The organism is Embleya sp. L77 (assembly GCF_055557415.1).
The window spans coordinates 1,598,708-1,623,580 of the sequence record NZ_CM145710.1; the positions used below are offsets into that span (position 1 = coordinate 1,598,708).

Genomic DNA, 24,873 nt, shown 5'->3' on the forward strand with positions numbered 1-24,873 from the left:
CCTCTCGCCCGCTCGGAGCGCACCCGCGCCTGCTCGTGGCACGTCTCCGCCTGCTGTCGGCACGCTGCGCCTGCTCGGGGCGATCGAGCAGGGGCGTACCGCGCGGGAGGGTGCCCCGAAACGGCGGCGTACCGCGCGGGAAGGTGCTCCGTGAGGCCGCGGCATACCGCGTACCGTGCGGGAAGCCGCTCCGACACCGCAGCGCATTGCGCGACGAGCTACTCCGGCGCTGACACGATTAAGCAATTCATTCTGCGATGCTACCCCCGCCACCCACAGGAGGCCAGAGACCCCACTCACCAAACCCCGCAGGCCGGCCCGCCCCGCAACACGCAACCCGACGCGGGAAGACGCGGGACGCCGCGGGACCACGCACGGGGTCTACGGGGCTCGCACGGCCCCCGGTGGGCCGCCGGATGCTCAGGTGTAATCGCCTTCCGGGGCAGGCAGCGCCGACGCGGCCGGCCCGGTGGTTCGGGTGGCCCTTCCGGCCGGCGGCGATGCGGAGCACCGCCCGACCGAACCGGTCGATGAATCCGGCGTCCCGTTTCCGAAGCCCGCCGTGGTCGCGGGGTTCCGCAGAAGGCGTCTCAGGAGGATTCTCCGTAGCAAGTGGCCATCGCGGCAGCGCGGTTGCGCAGGGAGTTGCGCAACCATTCCGGGGCCAGGGCCTCCGCGCTCGTGGCGAGGTGCCACAGCGCCCATTCGGCGTGCCTCGGATCTTGGAACGTCACCTCCAGCCGCAACCGCCCGTCCGCATCGGCTACTTCGGTGCGGACGGCCAACGCGGTGCCCACCAGGTCCTGCCGCCGCGCCGGGTCCACCCGTACCAGCACGGTGACTTGGTCGCCGCCGGTCCGAAACTGCGTGCTGCGTTCCTGCCAGGCCCGGTCCAGATCGACCCGGTCCGGTCGCTGTGCCGGTACGGCGAGTTCCTCGGCGGCCAAGACCCGGGACAGCCGGTAGGTGCGGTCCGCCCCGGATCGGGTGGCCAGCAAGTACCCCTGTTCGCGTACGGTCACCAGGCCGATCGGGTCCACCGTGCGCCACTTCGGGGTCTGGTCCACAGCCGCGTAGCGAATGCGCAGCTTGTGTCCGGCGAACACCGCGCGCCGGACCTCGGCCACTATCGCGTCGGGCACCTCCTCGACCGCCGGCCGACGCGCGAGGAGGTCGATTTCCGGGTCGATGAGCAATCGCTGAGCCGCACCGGCCGCGGTGGCCCGATAGCTCTCGGGTAGCGCGTCGACCACCTTGCGCATGGCCGAAGCGAGCGCCGTACCGAGTCCGAATGCCTGCGCGCCGCGCCGCGATCCGGCGACCAGCAGGGCAAGTGCCTCGTCGTGGTTCAGTCCGGTGAGTTCGGTCCGGAAACCGGGCAGCAAAGCAAAACCGCCGTGCCGACCGCGTTCGGCGTAGACCGGAACACCGGCTGCGGACAGCGCCTCTACGTCGCGCAGCACGGTGCGGGTGGATACCTCCAACTCACGGGCCAGCTCGGCCGCGGACAGCCGACCGTGCTGCCGCAGCAGCAGTACCAGCGATACCAACCGATCGGCGCGCATCCGAAAACTCTACGGGAATACACGACACAGGATGTCGTGATTCGTTGCGAGGCTTACCAGCGCGGCAAAGCCCCATCGCACACGAGAGGTGATCCACATGGCACACGCCATCGTCAACCCGGACGGTCTGCACGACCCGGTCCCGTTCGGCTACAGCCACACCGCCACCGTCCCCGCAGGTACCGAACTGGTGCTTGTCGCGGGTCAGTACGGATCGGGCCCGGACGGCGCGGTCGTCTCGAACGACTTCGCCGAGCAGGTGAAGCAGACGTTCCGCAACATCGGCACCGCTCTTGCCGCCCATGGGCTCGACCTCGGTCACGTCGTCCAGCTCAGGACGTATGTGGTGAACCACGACGTCAGCAAGCTGGGGCCGATCGCCGGGGCCGTACAGGAGGGCTGGGGTACGAAACCGCCCACGCAAACCCTCATCGGTGTCGCGAGCCTGGCCACGCCCGACGTGCTGTTCGAGGTCGAGGCCCTCGCCGCCCGACCCTGACTCGCCGCCACCGCCCGCACCCGGGCTGACCGCCCGGACACGGTGGCGGTTCGGCGGCCGGGTGGTGGCGCGGCAAGGTGAACGGGCCGACCGGATAAGCCGATCCGGGTCACACGTCGCCCTGGTGAGAGACCGCCTCGTAGGCGAGCGCACGCGGCTCGCCTACGAGGCATCGCCTTCCGCCACCTGACGACCTCGACGGATTCCGCCGAACTCGGGTCGTCGCACGCGGTATTGGGGTGTCGAGCGGGCACGAATCTGTGCCTGGTCGAGACAGATGTCACCAGTTCAGTTGAAGGGGCCGGTGACCCACTCCGGCCACCACCCGTGGGAGAGTTCGGGCGCCGGGAGGTCCGCGGAGGGCTCCGAGAAGAACCTGTCCCACTCGGCTATGGCACTGTGCGTCTCAATGAATCGGCAGGTCACCGACTCGAAGGCCCTGCCGGGTCCCGTCGGGTGCGTCGGAGCGGCAATCTCGTCGTCGGGAGCGAGGAAGAACACTATGTCGTGGGCCATCGCAGCATGATGGTGTGGCCGGGTAGCCGGAGCACAGATGGCAGGCTGGCGAACTGGCGCCGGTGACAGCCATCTCGACCAAGTGACAACCATCTCGACCAGTCACAGAATCGTCGTGATCGTCCTCGCGCCCGCTCCCCTTCGCCTGCACGGAGTCACCGAGCATCCCGTGCGGGCATCCAAGAGGCTGAAGAGGCTGCAGCGGCCTTGAACGCATTCACAACTCACCCCACCCGAGCGGTCCTTCGCACGTCGCGGCCCGGAGCTTTTTGGCTCCTCGGCGACTCGGCTTCCCTGGCTCCTCGGTTACTCGGTTACCCGACTCCTCGGCCACTCGGCCTCCCCGGTTACCCGACTCGTCGGCTGCTCGGCCTCCTCGGCTACTTGACTCGTTGGCTACTCCGCCCGACGAGTCGCGTCTGCCGGGACCTCGAAGACGAACGCGAGTCCGTCGCGGTCGTTCCCCTTCTCGCCGACGCGCGTGAAGCCGAAGCCCGCGATGGTGGCCAGGGAGGCGCTGTTGTCGGCGCCGATCGTGGCCCGCACGGTCGTGACACCGGGTTCGGCGGCGGCCCTGTCGAGCAGCGCCGCCAGCATGGCGCGGGCATAGCCCTGGCGGCGGTACCCCGGCACGACGGTGTAGCCGACCTCGACCACGCCGGCCTCGTCCGGCGGCCCGTGGAACCCGGCATCGCCCACGACGACGCCGTCCGGCTCGGACACCGCGGCCCGCGTGATCCAGGGCGCGGCAGACGGGTCCTTCGCGAGCTGGTCGGCGCGATAACCGAAGATCCAGCGGGCCCGGTCGCAGACGAAGTGTTCGTCAAGGGCGACCCCGGCCTCGGCGCTGCCGCCGGCGAGGTCGCCGTCGGCGAGCGCCCGCAGCGCTTTTGCGCCGAGCTCGACGAAGCGGACGCGTTTGGGGGTGGAGAGAAGTTCGTTGTTCACCGCGGAGATGCTCGCCCAGTACCGGAAGGTTGTCCACCGCTTTACGACCTCGTCGAACACGACGGCCGCCCCGGTCGGGCCATGACGCGTGAAGAGCGGCACGAACGCCACGATGCCTACGCCGAGACCCATTTCCCGGCCGCACGATGCCAACGCCGAGACCCACCACGCGACCGCCTCACTCGCCTCCGACCGACCCGCTCCGGCGGCTGCTCGCTGCCGGATGGGTACCGAACCCGTCCTCGTCCGCGACACCATCCGCTGATCACCCACCAGCCAAGCCGGCAGGCCGGAGCCGGGCACGGGGCGGGGCTCGGAACCTGGCGGGTGGGACGGGGCGGGGGGTGACGGACGACGGGGCGACGGCGTGCGTGACAGGCCGTACGGGGAGCCGGGACCGGGTGAGCGTGGGTGAGGCGCGGAAAGGACGGACGGAGCGGGGTTCGGAACGGGCGGCGCCAGGCGCTGCGGGAGTCGGCGCATGGCGCATGGCATCGAGCGTGGAGCGTGAAGAGCGCAGTGCGTGGTGGGGTGAGTACGAAGAGACCTACCGGGGCGGGCGCTGGGCCGCCGGCGTGGCGTGTTGAGCGGTGTGCTGAGCCGGCGGCGGCGCATGTCGTGTCGGCGAGGGTCGAATCGGGGGACGCGGAGAGTCGGGTGAGGCGTCGAGCCTCGGCCCTCTGGCGCCTCGCGCATCAGCGGTCGGGCAGGCCGTCCTCGTTCTCGTTCTCGTTCTCGTTCGTGCCGTCTTCGCGGGATCGTGGGCGGCCCTCAAGGTGAAGGAGGTTGGCGAGGAGGCCGGGGAAGCGTTGTTCGAACTCGGGTTCGCGAAGGCGCAGCATCATGCCGGTGCCGGTGTTGCGTTGGATGATCAGGCCCGCCTCGCGCAGCACCTTCCAGTGGTACGAGCGCGTGGACTTGGTGCCGGGCACCGGGAACACCGAACACGGCTGCTCGCTGGTCGGGTCCGCGGCCAGCGCGACGACCACGCCGCGCCGGTGGTCGTCGGACAGCGCGGCGAAGACCGCGCTCAGCGACACCTCGTCGAGCGATGGGTGGTGCATCTGGACGGGCATCCCGCATCCGCTCCTTGCCTCGATCCACGGTTGCCGGCGCATGCCGTGGGTGTCTACGGTACCGGGGTACGAAGATTTTCGAACCACCCCCTGACGGAGAGCGCACCCATGACGAACACCCCGCCCACCGCCCAGCCAAACCCGGTTCACCCCACCGTCGCCGTGCTGGGCACCGGCATCATCGGCGCCGCGATCGCCCGCAACCTGTCCCGGAACGACTTCGCGGTGCGGGCCTGGAACCGTACGCCCGCCAAGGCCGCAGCCCTGACCGCCGACGGCGTGACCGCAGCCGACACACCGGCCGATGCGGTCTCCGGTGCGGACATCGTGGTAACCGTGCTCAACGACGGCCCTCGGGTACTGGACGCGATGCGGGCCGCGGTACCGGGGCTGCGCGCCGGCGCGGTATGGGTACAGATCAGCACGGTCGGCATCGACGCCCTGGACGAACTGGCCGCGTTCGCCCGCGAACACGGGCTGCTTCTCGTGGACGCCCCGGTGCAGGGCACCCGAGGGCCCGCCGAACAGGGACAGTTGGTCGTACTGGCGGCAGGCGCGCCGACGAGCCGCGAGGTCGTCCAGCCGCTGTTCGACACGATCGGTCGGCGCACCCTGTGGGTCGGCGAGGACGGAACCTCCGGCGCGGCCACCCGCCTCAAGCTCGTCCTCAACACCTGGGTCCTGGCGCTGACCCACGGCGTCGGCGAGGCCCTGGCCCTCGCCAAGGGACTGGACGTGGACCCGCAACTGTTCCTCGAAGTGGTCGGCGGCGGCCCGATGGACAACGCGTACTTCCAACTCAAGTCCGCCGCCATCCTCTCCGACGACTACACCACCAGCTTCTCGGTGGACAACGCGGAGAAGGACGCCCGACTGGTGCTTCAGGCCGCCGACCACGCGGGCATCCACATGGACGTCGTCGCCGCCGGCGCCGAGCGCTTCCGCCGCGCCTCCGCACAGGGCCACGGCGACAAGGACATGGCAGCCGGCTACTTCGCCGGCTTCGACAAGTAACCCCCCACACACCAAAGCAAGTTCGACCACGAAGCCGCGCACAACGCACGGCACACGCGCAAGCACCGCCCAGCCAACCGGGCACGGCGGGGTGGCGGGGAGCGTCGCGGCAGCGGGGCGACGCGGGGCGGAACGACGGGGCGCGGCGGGGCGTACCTCAGCCTTGGGTACCGAACTCCCGTCGCCCGCATAGCCCATCGCCGCCGGGCCACGAACGCCGCGACCGATCCGGCTGTCACGACCGGCCCGCCAGCGGCGAGGCGGACCCGGAAGCCCCGCCGACTCCCGGGGCCCGCGAAGCACTTTCGCATCGACAACGGCCCACCGAATCGGGATCCGCGACCTCGCCGAGGATCCCGATCCGGCCGACGCCATCGCCTCCCTCGCCTCCGGCACCATGGCCGCCCCCCTCCCCTCCATCGCCTCCCTCGCCTCCCTCGCCTCCCTCGCCTCCGGCACCATGGCCGCCCCCTCCCCGGCGCGGTCAGCCGCGAGCACCACGACCCGGGGCGCTCGCGAGCCTGCGCGTCACCACCGGGACGACGATCGCCGCGGCCACCAGGTGCGCACCACACAACATCGCCTTGGTCGAGGCCGGCGTGTCACCGGCCAACAGCGGGCCGGCCATGGACAGCGCGGTCAACACGACCGTGGCCACCAGGTAAGTCCGCGCCGGGCGGGCCGCGAAGCGGGCAACGAGTACGGCCAATACCGTCCCGATGGACAGGCCCACGGCCGTGCCCATCGCGAACATCCCGACGGTGATCGGGTCCGCCGTCGCCGCCCCGACGTTGCCGGCCCGCATCGTCACGCCGAGGCCCCGTGCGAGCAACCCGTACACCTCCGTGCCGATCGCGGCGGCCGCCCCCGCGGCCACGCTCACCATCCACACCGCCCCCGATTCCCGAGCGGTGGCCAAACGATCGGCCGAGGCCGAGTGCATCGTGGTGTTCATCGGCGTTCTCCTCTGACATTCGGGCGGTTCCGGTTGCCCGAGGGTCGAAGCCGAACCCCGCCTCTCGACATCACCGCCGACATCCCTACCGATCGACTTCACCACCGGCGGCAACACTGCGGGCGGGGCTCCGACGCGCGTAATCTCGACGCCATGGGTGGATTCCTGGGATTCCTGCTGGTCGCCGGTTGCCTCGCCACGACGCTGGGCTGTTGTGCGTGGATGGCCGCCCATGTGCGCCGTCGAGGTGTCGCCGGCGCGGCCATCCGCGCAGCCATGGCGTCCTACGACGAGGCGCTGCACGGCACCGCGAACGACGCCCACATCGAGATCCAGGTCCAGGCGCAGCGCAAGGTGCCGATGCGATCCCCCGACGACCCGTGGCGACCGCATCACGACGCACCCACCCACCCGAGCGCCCCGGACCGCCGTAATCACAACCGCCGGCCGCGCCGCCCCCGCCTCTTCCCCCGTCTCCTTCGCCGCCGCCCACCGCGCTGACCACCCCTCGGGGACCCGCCGCAAGACCTTCGGCAGCACCGGGTCGAGGCATTCGGCAAGCGGTGATGGATCGACTTCGACGCGCCAACGGTCGGAATCACATTCCTCTGCCCCAACGGTGAAGACACGGAATCAACGGCCTAGAGCACCCAACCGAAACGAGAGCACCGCTCCGGGACGCGAGCACCTCGCCAAGGCCAGCCGCGCGAGGAGCGAGGCAACTCTCAACGAAACGAGAGCACTGCTCCGAAGCGTGAGCAAACCGAGGAATTGTCAAGAGTTGTGGCTGACGCTTCGATCAAGCAGCGGGTTCAGAGGAGCCGGCCGGACTGGTGTAGGTGGTCGAAGATCAGTTGGTCGACCGGGGATACCCGCTCGCGGTCGGCGTAGGTGAGCCAGATGAGTTCTTCGACCTCGCTGCTGGGTTCGAGCGTGCCCCGGTAGTCGGCGGTGTAGCAGGTCATGCGGACCACGATCCCCGTGGCGTGTCCGTGTGCCTGGGCTTCGAAAGTACCGGTGTGGACGGCGGTGTTGGGCGCGATGGCGACGGTGAGTTCTTCGCCGATCTCGCGGACCAGGGTTTGGATGTCGCTCTCGCCAGGCTCGCGTTTGCCGCCGGGAAGGTAGTAGACCTCCTTGCCTCGGGAGCGAGTACTGAGGATCTTCCCGGCTTCGAGCCGAAGCCATGCGATTTTGTCGATGGTTGTCATGGGTGTCGTTGTCCCTCGTGATGTGATCGGTCATGCGACTTGTTCTGCGGCACGTTCAACGAGTCGGCCGTCGACGAAGACGGCCCCGGCCCGCACCAGCGACACCAAATGCGGGGCGTTGACGGCCCGCCGGCGGGCCTGAGCGGATTCGACCAGCTTGAAGACCGTTGCCAGGGCGGCCGCGCGGGAGCCGGTACCCTTGGTGACCTTTGTCCGCAGCCGGACGGTCGCGAAGGTCGACTCAATCGGGTTCGTGGTCCGCAGGTGGATCCAGTGCTCGGCAGGAAAGTCGTAGAAGGCCGGCAGCTCGTCCTCAATCTTCTTGACGGCCTTGTCGTCGACGGGGAACTTCGCGCCGTACTGCCGGGCGAACGCCTTGAGAGCCTTGGCCGCGTGGTCGCGGTCCTCGGCGTTGTAGATCTCCTGGATAGCCTTCTTCGCCGCTGGTTGGGCCGACTTGGGAAAGGTGTCGAGGACATTGGCCGTTTTGTGGACCCGGCATCGCTGATGGCGGGTTTCAGGGAAGACCTCGTTGATCGCGTTCCAGAAGCCAAGCGCGCCGTCGCCGACGGCGAGGACGGGAGCGCGCCTGCCCCGGCGGGCGCAGTCCCGGAGCAGGTTCGCCCAGAACTCGGATGATTCGCGGTAGCCGTCCGTCATCGCGATCAGTTCCTTGGTGCCGTCCGCTCGCACTCCCATCAGCACCAGCACGGCGGCCTTGGCCTCGTCCAAGCGGATGCGCAAGTGGATGCCGTCGGCCCACACGTAGACATAGTCCGTGGTTGACAGGTCACGCTCGCTGAACCCCTTGTGGTCGGCCTGCCACTGGGTGGTCAGCCGGGATGATCGTGGCCGGTGAGAGGCCGGCCGACGCGCCGAGGAACTGCTCCAGCCCGGGCACGAAGTCGCCCGACGACAGGCCGTGCAGGTAGAGCAGCGGCAAAACCTCGCTGATCTTCGGTGACTTCCTGGCCCACGGCGGCAGGATCGCCGAGGAAAAGCGCTTGCGCTCCCTGGTCGTCTCATCGACCCGCTTGTCATTGACGCGCGGGGCCCTGACCTCCACGGCACCGGCGGCCGTGGTGACCTTCCGTGGCTGGTGGTAGCCGTTGCGCACCACCAGGCGGCGACCGTTGTCGTCCCGCTGGTCGGCCAACTCGGCTATATAGCTGTTGACTTCTGCTTCCACCGCGGCGGCCGGCACCCGCCGGGCACCCTCTCGGACGATCTCGTCGATGAGGGAGCCGCTTGGCGTGGAACCCTCAGCATTGACTACCGTGAGCGCGGGCGTGCCTTCCCGACCGACGCGCCAACGTCGGCCTACTCGATGACCATCACAGGATCATTCGGGAAGGTACGCCCTTCGTGTGCCTCCCGACACTGATCCACAGGTCTTGAGCATTGCTCGAGCAAACCAAGGCCAGGACACGACTCCGGGACAAGAGCACTCGGCCGAAACGAGAGCACTGCTCCACGACGCGAACACCTGGCCACGCCTGAACACGAGGGCAATACAAGGCCCTCCACGGAAACGAGAGCACTGCTCCCGGGAGGCGAGCACCTCGCCAAGGCCAGCCACGCGAGGAGCGAGACGACCCCTCAACGAAACGAGAGCACTGCTCCGAAGCGTGAGCACCAAACCAACCCAGGACACTGCTCCGGGACAAGAGCACGCGGCCGAAACGAGAGCACCGCTCCAGGGCGCGAGCGCCTAGCCAAAGGCCAGAACGCGAGACCGAGCCGAGACCTCCCGACCGAAACGAGAGCACTGCTCCGAAACGCGGACACTGGCCGGACGCGGGTACCGCAGGAACAGCCCCTCCACCGAAACGAGAGCACCGCTCCACGACGCGAACACCCGGCCAAAACCAGAGCACGAGACCGAAACCACGGGCCACGACCGCGCCCGCGCGCCCCGCCCCCGCCTCCGCCTCCGCCTCCGCCTCCGCCTCCGCCTCCGCCCGCAACCGGGACCGCGACCGCGCGCCCGAGGCAAGGCGTCTCCACCAGGACGAGAGCACCGCTCCGAGACGCGAGCACCTGCCGGCCGCGGCCAGAGCGCAGGGTCGGAGCAAGAGCGCCCGGCCGAAACGAGAGCGGTGCTCTCGAACGCGAACAGCGCGGCACGAACGCCACCACCCGACCAGGCCGCCCGTGCCCGAAAAGGTTGCCGCCGACGCCCACGCCGTCCGCCCGGCTCACCCCAACCCTCCCACCAACCACCTAAGTTGCGGCTCGGAACTTAATCTGCGACCCAGCCCCACTCACCCGGGTTCGCGATCCGAAGCCGTTCAGCGCCAAACCGGCCGCTTGGTGTTGATTCTTGAAGATCTTCATGGCTAACAACCGGTTTTTGGTTCACCTGCGTTTCCCAACCGTTACCGAAGCCGGCATTTCTCAGGGCTTCCGGGGTCTGGCGGACACCCCGCCGGCCTATTACGTTGTCGCCCACAACATTTAAGGCGACACCGCCTTCACCTGTTGCAGATCCCCCTGTCGTACCCCCGCCCCGTCCGCGCACCCGGCACCCCCGCACCCCCGCACCCCCGCGCCGCAGGCCGCACACCGCTACACCGCACGCCGCACGCCGCACAGCCCAGCCACACCCCCCAACGCCACACCCCGCCGCCCCCCGACGCCGCACCACCCCCACGACGACGACGTCTCCACGTCTCCACGTCCCCCCGCCGGCTCCACCGGCGCGTGCCCGAAGGGATCCACCATGCGCAAGAGGTTCCTCGTGTCCGTCTCCGCCTGCGCCGTACTGGCCGCCGGCACCCTCTCCGCCTGCTCGGACGATTCCGGCACCGGATCGTCCGGCTCCACCAACGGCGGTGGCAAGAAGGCGAAGATCGGCGTGATCCTGCCCGACAGCAAGACGTCGGGCCGGTGGGAGACCAACGACCGCAAGTACCTCACCGACGCGTTCAAGGCCGCCGGCGTCGACTACGACATCCAGAACGCGCAGGGCGACAAGTCCCAGTTCCAGACGCTGGCCGACCAGATGATCACCAACGGCGCGACCGTCCTGATCATCGTCAACCTGGACAGCGGCACCGGAAAGGCCGTTCTGGACAAGGCCAAGTCCCAGGGCGTCGCGACCATCGACTACGACCGGCTGACCCTCGGCGGCAGCGCGCAGTACTACGTCAGCTTCGACAACGTGAAGGTCGGCACCCTGATGGGGCAGGGCCTCGAGAAGTGCCTGTCCGCCGCGAAGGCGCAGAAGCCCACCGTCGCGATGCTCAACGGCTCGGCCACCGACAACAACGCGACGCTGCTCAAGCAGGGCTATGACGCGGTGCTCAAGCCGAAGTTCGACTCGGGCGAGTACATCAAGGGCCCGGACCAGGCCGTCCCGGACTGGAACAACACCGAGGGCGCCAACATGTTCGAGCAGATGCTCACCCAGTCGCCGAACATATCCGGCGTCGTGGCGGCCAACGACGGCTTGGGCAACGCCGCGATCTCGATCCTGAAGAAGCAGAAGCTCAACGGCAAGGTCCCCGTCACCGGGCAGGACGCGGAGACCACCGCGCTGCAGAACATCCTGGTCGGCGACCAGTGCATGACCGTCTACAAGGCGATCAAGAAGGAGGCCGACGCGGTCTCCGGGCTGGCCGTCGCGCTCGCCAAGGGCCAGAAGCCGGCCGTGCCCGCCACCGTCCGCGACCCCGAGGGCAAGCGCGACGTGCCCTCCGTGCTCCTGGAGCCCGTGGCCATCTACAAGGAGAACGTCAAGGACGTGGTCACCGACGGCTACGTCACCAAGGACACCCTGTGCACCGGCGCCTACGCCGCCAAGTGCACCGAGTTCGGCATCAACTAGCCAACCGAAAACCAGCCTTCCGGAACCGACCTTCCGGAGCCGGCCACCCGGAACCAGTCCCCCGGAGCCGGCCACCCGGAGCCGGCCCCCGGAAACAAACCACCCGGAACCAGCCGCCCCGACACCAATCTCCCGCACCCAACCTCCCGAAGCCACCTCCCGGAAACGAACCTCCCGAACCCACTCCCGCGCAACCAACCCTCCGAACCCACTCCCGCGCACCCCCCCGAAGCCACTCCCGCGCAACCACCCCCCAACCCACTCCCCCGGAACCAGCCACCCGGACCGCGCAGTTGCGCCGGAACCGACGCTCGACACCCACGAGCGTCGGTTCCGGCCGGCGCGTACCCTGCCGCCACCCCACGCGAGGAGCCCGCACAGTGGCCCTGTCCCCCACCCCCGCCCCGCCGCCCGCGTCCGATCCCGTGCTCGAACTGCGCGGCATCAACAAGAGCTTCGGTGCCGTACACGTCCTGCGCGACGTGGACCTGTCCGTGTACGAGGGCCAGGTGACCGCGCTCGTCGGCGACAACGGCGCCGGCAAGTCGACCCTGGTCAAGTGCATCGGCGGCATCCACACCGCCGACTCCGGCGAGTACTTCTTCGACGGTGCGCCGGTCACCGTCAACAGCCCCCGCGACGCGTCCGATCTGGGCGTCGAGATCGTCTACCAGGACCTCGCCCTGTGCGACAACCTCGACATCGTGCAGAACATGTTCCTCGGCCGCGAGCGCCGGCGCGGCTGGGTGCTGGACGAGGACAGCATGGAACAGATCGCCGAGGAGACCCTGGCCGGCCTGTCCGTACGCACCGTCTCCTCGATCCGCCAACGCGTGTCCAGCCTCTCCGGCGGCCAGCGCCAGACCGTGGCGATCGCCAAGGCGGTGTTGTGGAACAGCAAGGTCGTCGTCCTGGACGAACCCACCGCCGCGCTGGGCGTCTCGCAGACCGCGCAGGTGCTCGAACTGGTGCGCCGCCTGGCCGACAACGGCCTGGCCGTCGTCCTCATCTCGCACAACATGAACGACGTGTTCGCGGTCGCCGACCGGATCGCGGTGCTCTACCTGGGCCGCACCGCCGCGCAGGTCAGCACCAGCGAGATCACCCATTCCCAGATCGTCGAACTCATCACGTCGGGGCAGACCGAGGCACTCGGTCCCGGCGCGGGTCGAAACGGAGTCAACCGATGACGAGCAGCGTCCTGCCTCTCGCCGACAAGAGCGACTCCGATGCGCCGGAGTCGCCGGTGGTCACGCACATCAAGGACTACGTCGCCCGACTGCGCGGCGGCGACACCGGCGCGATGCCCGCCGTGCTCGGTCTGGTGGTGCTGTGCACGGTCTTCGCGATCATGCGTCCGCGGTTCCTGAGCGCGGGCAACTTCGCCAACCTGTTCACCCAGGGCGCCGCGGTCACCGTGATCGCGATGGGATTGATCTTCGTCCTGGTACTCGGCGAGATCGACCTGTCCGCGGGCTTCGCCAGCGGCGTGTGTGCCGCCGTGCTCGCCGTGCTGCTGACCGAACACGGCTGGCCCTGGTACGCGGGCGTACTCGCCGCCCTGGTCGTCGGCGCGGTGATCGGCCTGGTGCTGGGCGTACTGGTGGCCAAGGTCGGCATCCCCTCCTTCGTGGTCACCCTGGGCGCGTTCCTGGCCTTCCAGGGCGTGTCGCTGCTCCTGGTCAAGGGCGGCACCAACGTGCCGGTGCGCGACTCCACCATCCTGGCCATCTCCAACCGCAACCTCGCGCCGATCGTCGGCTGGCTGCTGGCCGTCGCCACGGTGGGCGGCTACGCGGCGCTGCAACTGCGCCGCAATCGCAACCGCATGCGCCGCGGGCTGAGCGCCGAACCGATCGCGATCACCGGTATCCGGGTGGGCGCGCTGGCGGTCCTGGTCGGCGTCGCGGTGTACGTGCTCAACCAGGAGCGCAGCCGCAACGTGGTGATCTCCTCGCTGCGCGGCGTGCCGATCGTGGTGCCGGTCCTGGTGGTGCTGCTCCTGATCGGCACGTTCGTGCTGCGCCGCACGCCGTACGGGCTGAGCCTGTACGCGGTCGGCGGCAACCGCGAGGCCGCCCGCCGGGCCGGGATCAACGTGGACCGGGTGCGGATCTCGGCATTCGTGATCTGCTCCACGATGGCCGCCATCGGCGGCATCATCGCCGCCTCGCGGGCCAACTCGGTGGACTCCAACACCGGTGGCAGCAACGTGCTGTTGTACGCCGTGGGCGCCGCGGTGATCGGCGGCACCAGCCTGTTCGGCGGCAAGGGCCGGGTGTTGGACGCCGTGCTGGGCGGCGCCGTGGTCGCGGTGATCGACAACGGCATGGGGCTCATGGGGTACAGCGCCGGCGTCAAGTACGTTGTGACCGGCGTCGTGCTGCTCCTCGCCGCCGGGGTCGACGCCCTGTCACGGCGGCGGGCCGAAGCCGCCGGGCTGCGGTGACGCCGCCCTCCCCCTCGATCGACGCCACGGATGAGAAAGGCAGGGTCCGCAGCCCGATGCGCGCAGCGCCCACCCAGGAGGACATCCGCAGGCAGAACCTGGGGGCGCTGCTTCGCCACGTGCACGTGCTCGGCCCCACCTCACGCGCCCAGTTGACCGCGGGCATGGGGCTCAACCGCAGCACCATCGGCGCGCTCACCGCCGACCTGGCGGCGGCGGGCCTGGTCGTGGAGGAGGCCCCGCGGGACACCTCCGGCGGCGGGCGCGGCCGGCCCTCGCTCGTGGTCCGGGCGCAGTCGCAGCGGGTGTACGTGTACGCGTTCACGATCGGCGTGGACCGGGTGGTCGCGGCCCGGGTCGGGCTCGGTGGGGTGATCCTGGATCGCCGGGAAATACAGCGTCCGGGCAGCGGGTTCTCGCCCAAGGAGGTGGCCGAGGCGCTCGGCGGGTTCGTCGCGCAGATGCGGCTGAGCGCGCCGCGCGACGGCGTGTGTGTGGGTGCCGGGGTCGCGGTGTGTGCGATGGTGCGCGGCTCGGACGGCACGATTCCCGAGGGGCACACCCCGGATTGGCGCGATGAGCCGCTGGGCGAGCGGCTGTCGAGGGCAATCGGGACGGTGGTCATGGTCGGCAACGACGCCGACCTGGGCGTGGTCGCCGAGCACACCCGGGGCGCGGCGGTGGGCTGCGACGACGTGATCTACCTGCACGGCGACGTGTGCATCGGCGGCGGCATCCTGTCCGCCGGGCGGCCGGTGACCGGCGGCGACGGATTCGCGGGCGAGGTCGGGCACATGGTGGTCAACCCGGACGGCCGGCCGTGTCGGTGCGGGTCGCGCGGGTGCTGGGAGACCGAGATCGGCGAGTTCGCGCTCACCCGCGGCACCGCCAAGCACGCGATCGGCGGGCTGGCCGACTCGGCCGCCCGCGGCGATCAGGACGCGGAGGAGGGGCTGCGCCGGGTCGGCGACTGGCTCGGGCTCGGCGTGGCCAATCTGGTCAACATCCTCAACCCGCAGATGGTGGTGTTCGGCGGGACGCTGCGCGAGGTGTACCTGGCCACCGCGGCGCAGGTGCGCAGTCGGCTCAACCGGACCTCGCTGGCGGTCACCCGCGAACACCTCAAGCTGCGCACGGCCGCACTCGGCGACGACGCCCCGCTGTACGGCGCCGCCGAGTTGGCCTTCGCCCGCCTGCTGGACAACCCGCTGGAACCGGGATTGGAACCGACGGGCTGACGGCCTCGAAGCGAAGCCTGGCCCGACGGGGCAACGGGCCCATGGGCCAACGGGCAACGGCCCCACAGGCCGAGAGGCCCACGGACGCGGCCCGACCGGCGGTCGGTCGGACAGGCGTCCGGCAACCGGGCCGGCGGCTGCGATGCCGGCGGCGGCCGGGCGCCCGGCCGCGAGGCGCCCACCCGCGAGGCGGGCAACCACGAGGCGCCGCCCGCGAGATCGCGGCCCGGCTCCGCGCGGCCCCCGCGCGCCCGCCTGCGTCAGCGGGCGCAGCACCCGCGCGCGGCGCTCGCGATACGCCCGGCCGGCGGCCATCGAGGACACTGCCGACCTGGGCGCCACCCGGCCGAGGTCCGGGGCCGGGGCAGGCCAGGACCGGTCCCAGGGATCCGGAGCTACCGGGTCCGACCTAACCAGCCATCACCCACTGAAGCCCCGGCATCGAACTCCCGTCGCCCGCCCAGGACTTCAGCTCACAGTCAGGACCGCCTTGCCCCGGATCCGGCGGCCGAGCAGGAGGGTGGTGGCCTCGCCGACCCCGGTCCAGTCGGCCTGCCAGTCGACGGGCGCGTGCAGCAGTCCGCTCGCAACCAGGTGGGCCACGTACGCCAGATCCGCCGCCGAGTCGCCGCCGCGCTTGAAGCCGATGATCGAGGTCTCGGGGCCGATCAGGCTGTACGAGGAGAAGTCCGCCCGCTCGCCGGACGCGGCGCCGATCGCAATCACCCGCCCGCCCGGTGCGAGCCGGCCCAGCAGGTCGGTCAGTAGTGGACCGCCGACGTTGTCCAGGACGACGTCCAACGGCGCGTCCAACTCGGCCGGGGCGGTGAGCACTCGGTCCGCGCCGTAGCCGGACAGGCCCTCGCCGCGCTCCGGGCTGCCGACGAACGCGCTCACGTGCGCGCCTGCGAGGTGGGCGAGTTGCACCGCGAACGTGCCCACTCCGCCCGCCGCGCCGGTGACCCCGACACGGGTGCCCGGCACGACCTCGGCCCGGCGCAGCGCCCGCAGCGCGGTGACCGCCGCGACCGGTAGCGTCGCGGCCTGTTCGAAGGTGACCTCGTCGGGCAGGACGGCCAGTTCGTTCACGTGTACGGCGCGCAGTTCGGCCCAGCCGCCGCGCCAGTCGAAGGTGACCACCCGTTCGCCCACCCGCGGGCCGCGTCCGGAGGCGGCCGGCCGCTCGACCACGCCCGCCGCGTCCCAGCCGGGAATCGTGCCGTTCGGGGTGTCGCCGTCGGCCCTGGGCAACTCGCCGAAGTTCAGCGAGATCGCGGCGATCCGCACCAGGACCTGATCGGGTTCGGGAACCGGATCGGCCACGGTGTCGATCCTGAGTCGACCGGGCACGGCGTGGTCGACGACGAGAGCGCGCATCAGGGGTACCCCCAGGTTCGAGTTCGGCTTGCCGGAAACCGCAACTCCCGCAAGGGCGAACGCATTCCGCCGCGCCGCCGAACGTGTCCGGCGGCGCGGCAGGCGGTGGAACCGGAAGTACGGCGGACGGGGGACGGGGGACGGGGACGGGAGCGCGGCGGTACGGGGGACGAGAGCACGGGGGCACGGCGGTAAGCGAGAAGTCAGCCGCCGAGCACCGGCAGGGACAGTGCGCAGACTCGGTCGGTTCGGCCGGGGTCGAGCGCGCGGAGCACCTCGTTCAGGGCGACCCGGTCGTAGATGATCGCCAGGTGGTCGGAGAAGTCCGGGCCGCAGTGGTCCTGGACGGTGACGTTGCGCACGTCCGGACCGGTCAGGAAGCCGAGCGTGTAGGGCACGATCACCTCGTCGTAGCGGCTTGCGATCATCGTGTAGCGCACGCCCGGCACGGTGTCCGGGAGGGCGTTGAGCGCACGCATGAACGGTGAGTCGATGTCCTGCTGGGCGCAGGCCGGGCACAGGTGCTCGAAGGCGTCCCGGCCGCCGGGGAAGGCGCCGAGCAGGTTCAGGATGCCCTCCAGGGACGCACCGTGACTGCCGGGGGCCAGACCGACCAGGTCGTGCACCTTGGCCGCGCCGCCGAGCACTTGGCGGTAGTACCGCGGCGGCGCGCCACCGCCCTGCGAGTGTCCGACCAGGTCGACCCGGTCCACGCCGGTGGCCGCGCGGACTCGATCGACGAAGGCGCCCAGTTGGGCCGCACTGGTGGGAATGTCGCCGTAGCCCTGGAACAACCCGCCGGGTTCGCCGCCGTAGTTCAACGCGAAGACGCAGTAGCCGTTGTTCTTGAGCAGCGGGGACAGTGCCTGCCAACTGTCCGTCATGTTGCCGAGCGTCCCGTGCAGCAGCACCACCGGGCGCGGATGCGCGCTGCTCGGCCGGCAGTCGAAGTCGTTGGCACCGGGCGGCGAGCTGTTCGGCGTCAGGAGTTGCGCGGTGATGCCGGCGGCGAAGCTGTACGGGACCGGCAGCCGGGCCGCCGCCGCGGCCGGGGTGGGCAGTGCCCAGGTCAGTGCCATGATGGCGCCGGACGAGTTGCTGCTGCTGTACACGGACGGCACCACCGAGGCCCGGGACGCACAGGGTCGGTTCTTTCCGCTGCGCGAGTGGGTCGCCCGGCACGCCGAGCCGGGCCTGTCCGCGTCCGATCTGCTGGGCCGGCTGCAACGAGCGTTGTTGACGCACGGCGGCGGCCGGCTCACCGACGATGCGGCGCTGATGGTGCCGGGTCGGGAAACGGCGATCCCGGCCGACGGGTTGCCGGGGTAGCGCCGGCTCGGCCGAGGGCGGAAGCAAGGACGAGCCCCGGCCGCCACGCGACATCGCGGAACCGATCCGCTCGACCACGGCCCCGCGTCCGCTCGACCACGACCCCCGACACCGTGCGGCATCGCGGAACCGATCCGCTCGACCACGCTCCCGGCCGCCGCGCGGCATCGCGCAACCGACCCCGCTCGAACCACATCCCCGCCGCCACGCGACATCGCCGAGCCGATCCACACCGGCGCGGAGCCGTTTCGCGGCGTTCCGTTCCGGTTCGGCAGGGCGTACGTCGCGGTGACCACCCGAACGAGTTCGCGTTGCGGTCTAGCCTTGATACCGACCGGTCGGTACCGTGACAGGCGCAGCACGAATCCCGCTCCGCCGCTTCCGACGCATGTGCATACCGACCGGTCGGCACCTCATCGACCGGACGCGCGGGTCCCATCCTCGAACGCCGGGGCTCGGACGGCTGGCCGCGGTATTCGCCAGGCCGACCTCGTGACCAGTGACGACCCGGAGGATCCAGCACCCATGACCGAGAACACTCCCGCGACCGCGACCACAGCGCGCGTGGCGATCGTGACCGGCGCCGCCCGTGGCATCGGTGCCGCCACCGCGCGCCGGCTCGCCGCCGAGGGCATGGCCGTGGCCGTACTCGACCTGGACGAGGCCGTCTGCGCCGACACCGTGGCCGCGATCGTCGCGGCCGGCGGCAGCGCGCTGGCCGTCGGCGCGGACGTCACCGTCGGCGAGCAGGTCGACGCCGCCGTCGCGCGCGTGGCCGACACGCTCGGTGCGCCGACCGTGCTCGTCAACAACGCGGGCGTGATCCGCGACAACCTGCTGTTCAAGATGTCCGACGGCGACTGGGACACGGTCATCGACGTGCACCTGCGCGGCGCGTTCCTGATGAGCCGCGCGGTCCAGGCGCACATGACCGCGGCGGGCTACGGCCGGATCGTCAACCTCTCCAGCTCGTCCGCGCTGGGCAATCGCGGCCAGGCGAACTACTCGGCGGCCAAGGCCGGCCTGCAAGGCTTCACCAAGACGCTGGCGTTCGAGCTGGGCAAGTTCGGCGTGACCGCGAACGCGGTGGCACCGGGGTTCATCGTCACCGACATGACCGCCGCCACCGCGGCCCGAGTCGGCATGGAGTTCGAGGCCTTCCAGCAGGCCGCCGCCGAGCAGATCCCGGTCCGCCGGGTCGGCCGGCCCGAGGACGTCGCGAACACCATCGCGTTCCTGGCGAGCGAGGGCGCGGGCTTCGTGTCCGGCCAGGTGATCTACGTCGCCGGCGGCCCGCTGTGCTGACCTCCGCCGAAATCGACGACAGGGTGCGCGAGTTCATCGCCGCCCATCCGGACACCGACGACGCGCTCGGCTACCTGCGGGCGCGCTTCGACGCCGGACTGGCCTGGGTGCACTACCCGGTGGGCCTGGGCGGGCTCGGTGCGCCGCGCGCGCTCCAGGCCGCCGTGGACGCGCGGTTCGCCGCCGCCGGTGCGCCGTCCAACGACCCGGGGCGGATCGGCATCGGGCTGGGCATGGCCGCGCCGACCGTGCTCGCGTACGGCACCGCGGAGCAACGCGCGCGCTGGCTGCGGCCGTTGTGGACCGGTGAGGAGGTGTGGTGCCAGTTGTTCAGCGAACCCGGCGCGGGCTCCGACCTCGCCGCGCTGGGCACCCGCGCCGTGCGCGACGGAGACGAGTGGGTGGTGGACGGCCAGAAGGTCTGGACGTCGATGGCGCACGAGGCACGCTGGGCCATCCTGGTCACCCGCACCCACCCCGAACTGCCCAAGCACCGTGGGATGACCTACTTCGTCTGCGACATGACCGCCCCCGGCGTCGAGGTGCGACCGCTGCGCCAGGCCACCGGCGAGGCCGAGTTCAACGAGGTCTTCCTCACGGGTGTGCGCATCCCCGACGCCCACCGCCTGGGCGCGATCGGCGACGGGTGGAGCGTGGCCCGCACCACCTTGATGAACGAACGCGTCGCGATCGGCGGCGGCACCGGACCGCGCGAGGGCGGCATGATCGGCATCGTCGCCGACACCTGGCGCAAGCGCCCGGATCTGCGCACCGCCGGGCTGCACGACCGGCTGATCCGACTGTGGGTGGAGGCCGAGGCGGCCCGGCTGACCTCGGCACGGCTGCACCTGCAAACGGCGGCGGGCGAACCCGGCCCCGAGGGATCGGCGGCCAAGCTCGCGTTCGCCCGGCTCAACCAGGAGATCTCCGGCCTGGAACTGGATCTGTTGGCCGAACAGGGCCTGCGGCACGACGAATGGACCATGCGCCGCCCGGCGTCGGTGGATTTCACCACCCGCTCCCCCGGCTACCGCTACCTGCGCGCCAAGGGCAACTCGATCGAGGGCGGCACCTCGGAGATCCTGCTCAACGTGATCGCCGAGCGCGTCCTGGGGCTGCCCGCGGAGCCTCGGGTGGACAAGGACGCCGCGTGGAAGGACCTGCCCCGATGAGCGTCACCGAGCACCTCCTCTACACCGAGGACGAGAGCGAACTGCGGTCCGGCGTCCGGGACCTGCTCACCGAACGGGTGCCCCTGGCCGGGCTGCTCGCGCGGATCGAGACGAACGAGCCGTACGACCCGAAGCTGTGGCGCGTGCTGACCGAGCAGATCGGCGCGGCCGGGCTCGCGATCGACGACGCCCACGGCGGCAGCGGCGCCTCCTGGCGCGAAACGGCCGTGGTCATGGAGGAGTTGGGCCGCTCGGTCGCGCCGACCCCGTTCCTGGGCAGCGCGGTGCTCGCGACCGCCGCGTTGGGGGTGGTGCAGGCCGGCGCGCTGCTCGCCGACCTGGCCGGCGGCCGGCGCAGTGCGACCCTGGCGCTCTCCTTCGCCTCCGTTCCCGGCGTGCGGGTGCCGTACCCGGTGCGCGCCGACGGCGACGTGCTGACCGGCACGGTGACCTCGGTCGTGGACGCCGGCACCGCCGACGTGCTCGTCGTGCCGGCCGACACCGCGGACGGACCCGTGCTCTACGCGGTCGACGCCGCGCAACACGCCGTCGACCGACGCCCGGTGGTCTCGCTCGACCTGACCCGGCCGCTGACCGACCTCGTGCTCACCGGCGCGATCGGCACCGTGCTGGCGCGCGGCGGGCAGGCCGAGGCGGCGGTGGCGACCGCGCTCGCCACCGGGGCGGCGCTGTTGGCGTCCGAGCAGCTCGGCGTCGCCGAGTACTGCCTGGAGAGCACCGTCGCCTACATGAAGACCCGCAACCAATTCGGCCGTCCGGTGGGCTCGTTCCAGGGGCCCAAGCACCGCCTCGCCGCGCTGTGGGTGTCGATCACCCAGGCCCGCGCGGTAGCCCGCCACGCCGCCGCCTGCGTGGCCGCCGACGACCCGGACACCGCGGTCGCGGTCGCCCTCGCGCAGGCGCACTGCTCGGAGATCGCGGTGCGCGCCGCGGAGGAATGCGTGCAACTGCACGGCGGTATCGGCTTCACCTGGGAACACCATGCGCACCTGTACCTCAAGCGCGCCAAGGCCGACGCGCTCGCGTTCGGCACTCCCGACCGGCACCGCGCGATCCTCGCGCAGCTGGTCGACCTGCCCGCCTGACCCGGCCCGGGGGCGGTACACCCGCCCCCGGATCCCGCCGGCGCCACCACGAAGGAGCACCATGCGCGTCTTCGAGAACATCCCCGAGGTGTTCGCCGCCCGGGGCGAACCGCTCGGCACCAGCGCTTGGTTGATCGTCGATCAGGAGCGGATCGACACGTTCGCCCGAGCCACCGGCGACCACCAGTGGATCCACGTGGACGTCGAGCGGGCCAAGGCCGGGCCGTTCGGCGGCACCATCGCGCACGGCTATCTGACCCTGTCGCTGATCCCGGCGCTGGCCGCCGACCTGTTCACCGTGCGCGGCGTGCGGATGGGCGTCAACTACGGCTCGGACAAGGTGCGCTTCCCCGCCCCGGTCCCGGCCGGCGCCCGGGTGCGCAACCACGCCGTGCTGATCGACGCGGTCGAGACCGCGCAGGGCGTGCGGCTGACGGTGCGGCACACCGTCGAGATCGAGGGCGTCGCCAAGCCGGCGTGCGTCGCGGACACCCTCTCCCTGCTCGTCCCGTAGCACCCCGGTTCCCTGCTCGTCCCGTAGGGCCTGTCCTCGATCCGCGCCGAGCACCGCGACGCGGGAGTGCGGACAGGACAGGCCCAAGCACCCCGGCCGGACGTGCCCCGACGTCCGGCCGCCTCCGGCACCTTGACAGGTAAGGATCACGTGTGAGCTTCAACCTCGCCGTCATGCTGCGCGAGTCCCGCCTCGCGACCCCCGACACGGCATGTCTGATCTACCAGGGCAGGCCGATCACCTATCGCGAACTCGACGACCTCAGCAGCCGGTTCGCCCGCGGGCTGCGGGCGAACGGACTCGGCCGGCACGACGTGCTGGCGATATGCCTGCCCAACGTGCCCGAATTCGTGGTGGCCTACTTCGGCGCGCTCAAGGCGGGCGTCACGCTGATGCCGCTGAGCCCGCTGCTCAAGGCGACCGAGATCGCGTACCACCTCACCGACTCCGGCGCACGCACGCTGATCGCCTTCGACGTGTTCGCCGCCGAGGCGCTCGGCGCGGCGGCGGCCGTATCCGGCACCACGGTGTACGTGGTCACCCTGGCCGAGGACGGCCCGGTGCCGCAAGGCACCCTCGCATTCGGCCTGTTGCTGCCGGAAGGCCCGCCGGATCGGGCCGAGTTGATCCGCGGCGACATCGAGCCGACGTCGGGCGACGACACCGCGGTCCTGCTGTACACCAGCGGCACCACCGGCCGCCCCAAGGGCGCCGAACTCACGCACCTCCAGCTGTACTTGAACTGCACCACCTCGGGCGAGCTGTTCGACGTGCTGGCCGGCGACGTCTCGCTCGGCGCGCTGCCGCTGTTCCACGTCTACGGCCTGTCCAGTGTGTTGAACGTGAGCGTGCGTTACGGCGGAACCGTGTCCCTGGTGCTGCGGTTCGAGGCGCAGAGCGTGCTCGACCAGATGGTCCGGGACCGGGTGAGCGTGATCGTGGGCGTGCCCACGATGTACGTCGCGCTGCTGGCCGCCGACCGCACGGGGCGCGACCTGTCCCGGCTGCGGGTGGGCAGTTCGGGCGGGGCGTCGATGCCCGGCGAGGTGATCCGCGAGTTCGAGAAGGCGTTCGGCATAGTGATCCTGGAGGGCTACGGCCTCTCCGAGAGCGCGAGCACCGCGACGTTCAACCGCAGCGCCGACGACCGGCGGGTGTTGTCCGTGGGCAAGCCGATCTGGGGCGTGGAACTGCGCGTCGCGGACCCGGACGACGTGCCGCTGCCGCCCGGCGCCGAGCACGTGGGCGAAATCCTGCTGCGCGGGCACAACATCATCACCCGCTACCGCAACGCCCCCGACGCCACCGCCGAGGCGTTTCGCAACGGCTGGTTCCACACCGGCGACCTCGGCTACCTGGACGAGGACGGCTTCCTGTTCGTGGTGGACCGCAAGAAGGACCTGGTGATCCGGGGCGGCTACAACGTCTACCCCCGCGAGGTGGAGGAAGTGCTGTACACCCACCCGGCGATCGCCGAGGCCGCCGTGGTCGGCAGACCGGACGAGCGGCTCGGCGAGGAGGTCGTCGCGGTTGTGGCGCTGCGTTCCGGCGAGACGGCCGACCCGGACGAGATCATCGCGTACTGCAGGGAACGCATGGCCGCGTACAAGTATCCGCGCGTCGTGCGGATCCTGGACGAACTGCCCAAGGGCCCCTCCGGCAAGATCATGAAGAAGGAGTTGCGTTGCGTATGACCACGCCCGCCGACGGGGCTCTGCCCGCCGACCCGACCAACCGGCAGATCCGACTGGCCGCACGCCCGTTCGGTCTGCCCAAGCCCACCGACTGGGACCTGGTCGACGAACCCGTGCACGAACCGGCGGACGGCCGACTGCTGGTGGAGGTCTCGCACATCTCGCTCGATCCGGCGATGCGCGGCTGGATGAACGACGTGCGCTCGTACATCCCACCGGTGCGGATCGGCGAGGTGATGCGCGCCGGCGGGATCGGCCGGGTGATCGCCTCCCGGCACCCGGACTTCGCGGTCGGGGAGCACGTGTACGGCCCGTTCGGTGTGCAAGAGTACGCCGACTCGGACGGGGCCGGTGTGCACCGGGTGGATCCGGCCGCGGCGCCGTTGTCCACCTACCTGGGTGCCCTCGGGATCACCGGACTGACCGCGTACTTCGGCCTGTTCGACATCGGCAACCCACAACCGGGACAGACCGTGCTGGTGTCCGGCGCGGCCGGCGCGGTGGGCAGCGTGGTCGGGCAACTCGCCCGGCTCAAGGGTTGTCGGACCGTCGGCATCGCGGGCGGCCCGGACAAGTGCCGGCTCCTGGTCGAGGAGTTCGGCTTCGACGCGGCCATCGACTACAAGAACGAGGACGTCAAGGCCGCGCTGCGCAAACACTGCCCGGACGGCGTGCACGTGTACTTCGACAATGTCGGCGGCGAGATCCTGGACGCCGCGCTGACTCGGCTGGCTCGAGGTGCACGCGTGGTGATCTGCGGCGCGATCTCGCAGTACAACAACACCGAACCGGGCCCGGGGCCGGCGAACTACCTGTCGCTACTGGTGAATCGGGCGTCGATGACCGGCATGGTGGTATTCGACTACGTCGATCGTTACGCCGAGGCGAGCGCCGAGTTGGCCGGGTGGCTCGCGGACGGGCGGTTGCGCTCGCGCGAGGACGTGGTCGAGGGCGACGTGACGGCATTTCCGCAGACGCTGCTGCGGTTGTTCTCCGGCGCCAACACCGGGAAGCTGGTGCTGCGGATCCGGTGACCACCCGGGCATCGACGCGTGCGACGGCCCACTTCCCCGTCC

At 70.8% G+C, this 24,873-nt stretch carries 22 protein-coding genes and 1 pseudogene; 14 read left to right on the forward strand and 9 right to left on the reverse strand.

Features of this window, described 5'->3' with window-relative positions; genetic code table 11:
* Positions 1-590: 590 nt before the first annotated feature.
* Positions 591-1,565 carry a helix-turn-helix transcriptional regulator gene (locus tag ACZOOI_RS36850; protein WP_465283923.1) on the reverse strand — a complete coding sequence of 325 codons (975 nt, stop codon included), beginning with the start codon at positions 1,563-1,565 and terminating at the stop codon, positions 591-593.
* Between the two features lie 97 nt (positions 1,566-1,662).
* On the opposite strand from ACZOOI_RS36850, the gene ACZOOI_RS36855 reads away from it, so the two are divergent.
* Positions 1,663-2,064 carry a RidA family protein gene (locus ACZOOI_RS36855; protein ID WP_465283924.1) on the forward strand — a complete coding sequence of 134 codons (402 nt, stop codon included), beginning with the start codon at positions 1,663-1,665 and terminating at the stop codon, positions 2,062-2,064.
* Positions 2,065-2,352: 288 nt separating this feature from the next.
* Here the strand turns inward: ACZOOI_RS36855 and ACZOOI_RS36860 are convergent, their stop codons facing one another.
* The 3 genes from ACZOOI_RS36860 to ACZOOI_RS36870 all read right to left on the reverse strand — a co-directional run bounded on the left by ACZOOI_RS36860 (position 2,353) and on the right by ACZOOI_RS36870 (position 4,604).
* Complete coding sequence (locus tag ACZOOI_RS36860; protein ID WP_465283925.1) at positions 2,353-2,580, reverse strand: hypothetical protein; 228 nt, start codon at positions 2,578-2,580, stop codon at positions 2,353-2,355.
* 396 nt (positions 2,581-2,976) lie between these two features.
* The gene (locus ACZOOI_RS36865) at positions 2,977-3,639 is read right to left on the reverse strand and encodes a GNAT family N-acetyltransferase (protein WP_465283926.1); all 663 of its coding nucleotides are present in this window, start codon (positions 3,637-3,639) and stop codon (positions 2,977-2,979) included.
* Positions 3,640-4,223: 584 nt separating this feature from the next.
* The gene (locus tag ACZOOI_RS36870) at positions 4,224-4,604 is read right to left on the reverse strand and encodes an ArsR/SmtB family transcription factor (protein WP_465283927.1); all 381 of its coding nucleotides are present in this window, start codon (positions 4,602-4,604) and stop codon (positions 4,224-4,226) included.
* Positions 4,605-4,712: 108 nt separating this feature from the next.
* Between ACZOOI_RS36870 and ACZOOI_RS36875 the strand changes: the two genes are divergently transcribed.
* Positions 4,713-5,618 carry an NAD(P)-dependent oxidoreductase gene (locus tag ACZOOI_RS36875; RefSeq protein ID WP_465283928.1) on the forward strand — a complete coding sequence of 302 codons (906 nt, stop codon included), beginning with the start codon at positions 4,713-4,715 and terminating at the stop codon, positions 5,616-5,618.
* 484 nt (positions 5,619-6,102) lie between these two features.
* Here the strand turns inward: ACZOOI_RS36875 and ACZOOI_RS36880 are convergent, their stop codons facing one another.
* Positions 6,103-6,573, reverse strand: a complete 471-nt coding sequence (locus tag ACZOOI_RS36880; RefSeq protein ID WP_465283929.1) for a DUF6069 family protein — start codon at positions 6,571-6,573, stop codon at positions 6,103-6,105.
* A 153-nt stretch (positions 6,574-6,726) separates the two neighbouring features.
* Here ACZOOI_RS36880 and ACZOOI_RS36885 point away from each other — a divergent pair, with 153 nt between their 5' ends.
* Entirely contained in the window at positions 6,727-7,074 is a 348-nt protein-coding gene (locus ACZOOI_RS36885; RefSeq protein WP_465283930.1) for a hypothetical protein, read from the forward strand.
* A 311-nt stretch (positions 7,075-7,385) separates the two neighbouring features.
* Here ACZOOI_RS36885 and ACZOOI_RS36890 read toward each other — a convergent pair whose 3' ends face one another.
* Together ACZOOI_RS36890 and ACZOOI_RS36895 are read right to left on the reverse strand one after the other, a co-directional pair.
* Complete coding sequence (locus ACZOOI_RS36890) at positions 7,386-7,784, reverse strand: NUDIX hydrolase (protein WP_465283931.1); 399 nt, start codon at positions 7,782-7,784, stop codon at positions 7,386-7,388.
* Positions 7,785-7,814: 30 nt separating this feature from the next.
* Positions 7,815-9,021 (reverse strand): annotated as a pseudogene (locus tag ACZOOI_RS36895) (IS256 family transposase).
* Between the two features lie 1,485 nt (positions 9,022-10,506).
* On the opposite strand from ACZOOI_RS36895, the gene ACZOOI_RS36900 reads away from it, so the two are divergent.
* From ACZOOI_RS36900 to ACZOOI_RS36915, 4 genes are all read left to right on the forward strand, one after another.
* Entirely contained in the window at positions 10,507-11,613 is a 1,107-nt protein-coding gene (locus ACZOOI_RS36900) for a sugar ABC transporter substrate-binding protein (protein WP_465283932.1), read from the forward strand.
* A 380-nt stretch (positions 11,614-11,993) separates the two neighbouring features.
* Positions 11,994-12,803 carry an ATP-binding cassette domain-containing protein gene (locus ACZOOI_RS36905; protein WP_360321792.1) on the forward strand — a complete coding sequence of 270 codons (810 nt, stop codon included), beginning with the start codon at positions 11,994-11,996 and terminating at the stop codon, positions 12,801-12,803.
* Entirely contained in the window at positions 12,800-14,062 is a 1,263-nt protein-coding gene (locus ACZOOI_RS36910; RefSeq protein ID WP_465283933.1) for a sugar ABC transporter permease, read from the forward strand. Before ACZOOI_RS36905 ends, ACZOOI_RS36910 begins: the two co-directional genes overlap by 4 nt.
* A gap of 56 nt (positions 14,063-14,118) precedes the next feature.
* Positions 14,119-15,300 (forward strand): ROK family protein, encoded by a 1,182-nt coding sequence (locus tag ACZOOI_RS36915; protein WP_465283934.1) that lies wholly within the window; start codon positions 14,119-14,121, stop codon positions 15,298-15,300.
* Between the two features lie 468 nt (positions 15,301-15,768).
* Here ACZOOI_RS36915 and ACZOOI_RS36920 read toward each other — a convergent pair whose 3' ends face one another.
* Both ACZOOI_RS36920 and ACZOOI_RS36925 read right to left on the reverse strand, forming a co-directional pair.
* Positions 15,769-16,677, reverse strand: a complete 909-nt coding sequence (locus ACZOOI_RS36920; protein ID WP_465283935.1) for a zinc-binding dehydrogenase — start codon at positions 16,675-16,677, stop codon at positions 15,769-15,771.
* 203 nt (positions 16,678-16,880) lie between these two features.
* Positions 16,881-17,756: an alpha/beta fold hydrolase gene (locus ACZOOI_RS36925; protein WP_465283936.1), complete on the reverse strand. Its 876-nt coding sequence runs from the start codon at positions 17,754-17,756 to the stop codon at positions 16,881-16,883.
* On the opposite strand from ACZOOI_RS36925, the gene ACZOOI_RS36930 reads away from it, so the two are divergent.
* The 7 genes from ACZOOI_RS36930 (at position 17,755) to ACZOOI_RS36960 (ending at position 24,831) form a co-directional block, all read left to right on the forward strand.
* On the forward strand, positions 17,755-18,006 hold the full coding sequence (locus ACZOOI_RS36930) for a SpoIIE family protein phosphatase (protein ID WP_465283937.1): 252 nt from the start codon (positions 17,755-17,757) through the stop codon (positions 18,004-18,006). The genes ACZOOI_RS36925 and ACZOOI_RS36930 overlap by 2 nt on opposite strands.
* A 525-nt stretch (positions 18,007-18,531) precedes the next feature.
* Entirely contained in the window at positions 18,532-19,311 is a 780-nt protein-coding gene (locus tag ACZOOI_RS36935) for an SDR family oxidoreductase (protein WP_465283938.1), read from the forward strand.
* Entirely contained in the window at positions 19,305-20,483 is a 1,179-nt protein-coding gene (locus tag ACZOOI_RS36940) for an acyl-CoA dehydrogenase family protein (protein WP_465283939.1), read from the forward strand. The genes ACZOOI_RS36935 and ACZOOI_RS36940 overlap by 7 nt, the downstream gene beginning before the upstream one ends.
* The gene (locus ACZOOI_RS36945; RefSeq protein ID WP_465283940.1) at positions 20,480-21,589 is read left to right on the forward strand and encodes an acyl-CoA dehydrogenase family protein; all 1,110 of its coding nucleotides are present in this window, start codon (positions 20,480-20,482) and stop codon (positions 21,587-21,589) included. Before ACZOOI_RS36940 ends, ACZOOI_RS36945 begins: the two co-directional genes overlap by 4 nt.
* A 61-nt stretch (positions 21,590-21,650) precedes the next feature.
* A complete protein-coding gene (locus ACZOOI_RS36950) occupies positions 21,651-22,103 on the forward strand; it encodes a MaoC family dehydratase (protein ID WP_465283941.1) in 453 nt (150 codons plus the stop codon).
* A gap of 152 nt (positions 22,104-22,255) precedes the next feature.
* Entirely contained in the window at positions 22,256-23,797 is a 1,542-nt protein-coding gene (locus ACZOOI_RS36955) for a long-chain-fatty-acid--CoA ligase (RefSeq protein ID WP_465283942.1), read from the forward strand.
* Positions 23,794-24,831, forward strand: coding sequence for an NADP-dependent oxidoreductase (locus ACZOOI_RS36960; RefSeq protein WP_465283943.1), 1,038 nt, complete (start codon positions 23,794-23,796; stop codon positions 24,829-24,831). Before ACZOOI_RS36955 ends, ACZOOI_RS36960 begins: the two co-directional genes overlap by 4 nt.
* Positions 24,832-24,873: the final 42 nt, after the last annotated feature.

Coding starts and splice junctions, on each gene's coding strand:
- ACZOOI_RS36885 (WP_465283930.1), top strand. CDS start 6,727: ATGGGTGGATTCCTGGGATTCCTGCTGGTCGCCGGTTGCCTCGCCACG.
- ACZOOI_RS36860 (WP_465283925.1), bottom strand. CDS start 2,580: ATGGCCCACGACATAGTGTTCTTCCTCGCTCCCGACGACGAGATTGCC.
- ACZOOI_RS36880 (WP_465283929.1), bottom strand. CDS start 6,573: ATGAACACCACGATGCACTCGGCCTCGGCCGATCGTTTGGCCACCGCT.
- ACZOOI_RS36920 (WP_465283935.1), bottom strand. CDS start 16,677: ATGCGCGCTCTCGTCGTCGACCACGCCGTGCCCGGTCGACTCAGGATC.
- ACZOOI_RS36875 (WP_465283928.1), top strand. CDS start 4,713: ATGACGAACACCCCGCCCACCGCCCAGCCAAACCCGGTTCACCCCACC.
- ACZOOI_RS36945 (WP_465283940.1), top strand. CDS start 20,480: ATGAGCGTCACCGAGCACCTCCTCTACACCGAGGACGAGAGCGAACTG.
- ACZOOI_RS36915 (WP_465283934.1), top strand. CDS start 14,119: ATGCGCGCAGCGCCCACCCAGGAGGACATCCGCAGGCAGAACCTGGGG.
- ACZOOI_RS36855 (WP_465283924.1), top strand. CDS start 1,663: ATGGCACACGCCATCGTCAACCCGGACGGTCTGCACGACCCGGTCCCG.
- ACZOOI_RS36935 (WP_465283938.1), top strand. CDS start 18,532: ATGACCGAGAACACTCCCGCGACCGCGACCACAGCGCGCGTGGCGATC.
- ACZOOI_RS36890 (WP_465283931.1), bottom strand. CDS start 7,784: ATGACAACCATCGACAAAATCGCATGGCTTCGGCTCGAAGCCGGGAAG.
- ACZOOI_RS36900 (WP_465283932.1), top strand. CDS start 10,507: ATGCGCAAGAGGTTCCTCGTGTCCGTCTCCGCCTGCGCCGTACTGGCC.
- ACZOOI_RS36925 (WP_465283936.1), bottom strand. CDS start 17,756: ATGGCACTGACCTGGGCACTGCCCACCCCGGCCGCGGCGGCGGCCCGG.
- ACZOOI_RS36850 (WP_465283923.1), bottom strand. CDS start 1,565: ATGCGCGCCGATCGGTTGGTATCGCTGGTACTGCTGCTGCGGCAGCAC.
- ACZOOI_RS36930 (WP_465283937.1), top strand. CDS start 17,755: ATGATGGCGCCGGACGAGTTGCTGCTGCTGTACACGGACGGCACCACC.
- ACZOOI_RS36950 (WP_465283941.1), top strand. CDS start 21,651: ATGCGCGTCTTCGAGAACATCCCCGAGGTGTTCGCCGCCCGGGGCGAA.
- ACZOOI_RS36960 (WP_465283943.1), top strand. CDS start 23,794: ATGACCACGCCCGCCGACGGGGCTCTGCCCGCCGACCCGACCAACCGG.
- ACZOOI_RS36910 (WP_465283933.1), top strand. CDS start 12,800: ATGACGAGCAGCGTCCTGCCTCTCGCCGACAAGAGCGACTCCGATGCG.
- ACZOOI_RS36870 (WP_465283927.1), bottom strand. CDS start 4,604: ATGCCCGTCCAGATGCACCACCCATCGCTCGACGAGGTGTCGCTGAGC.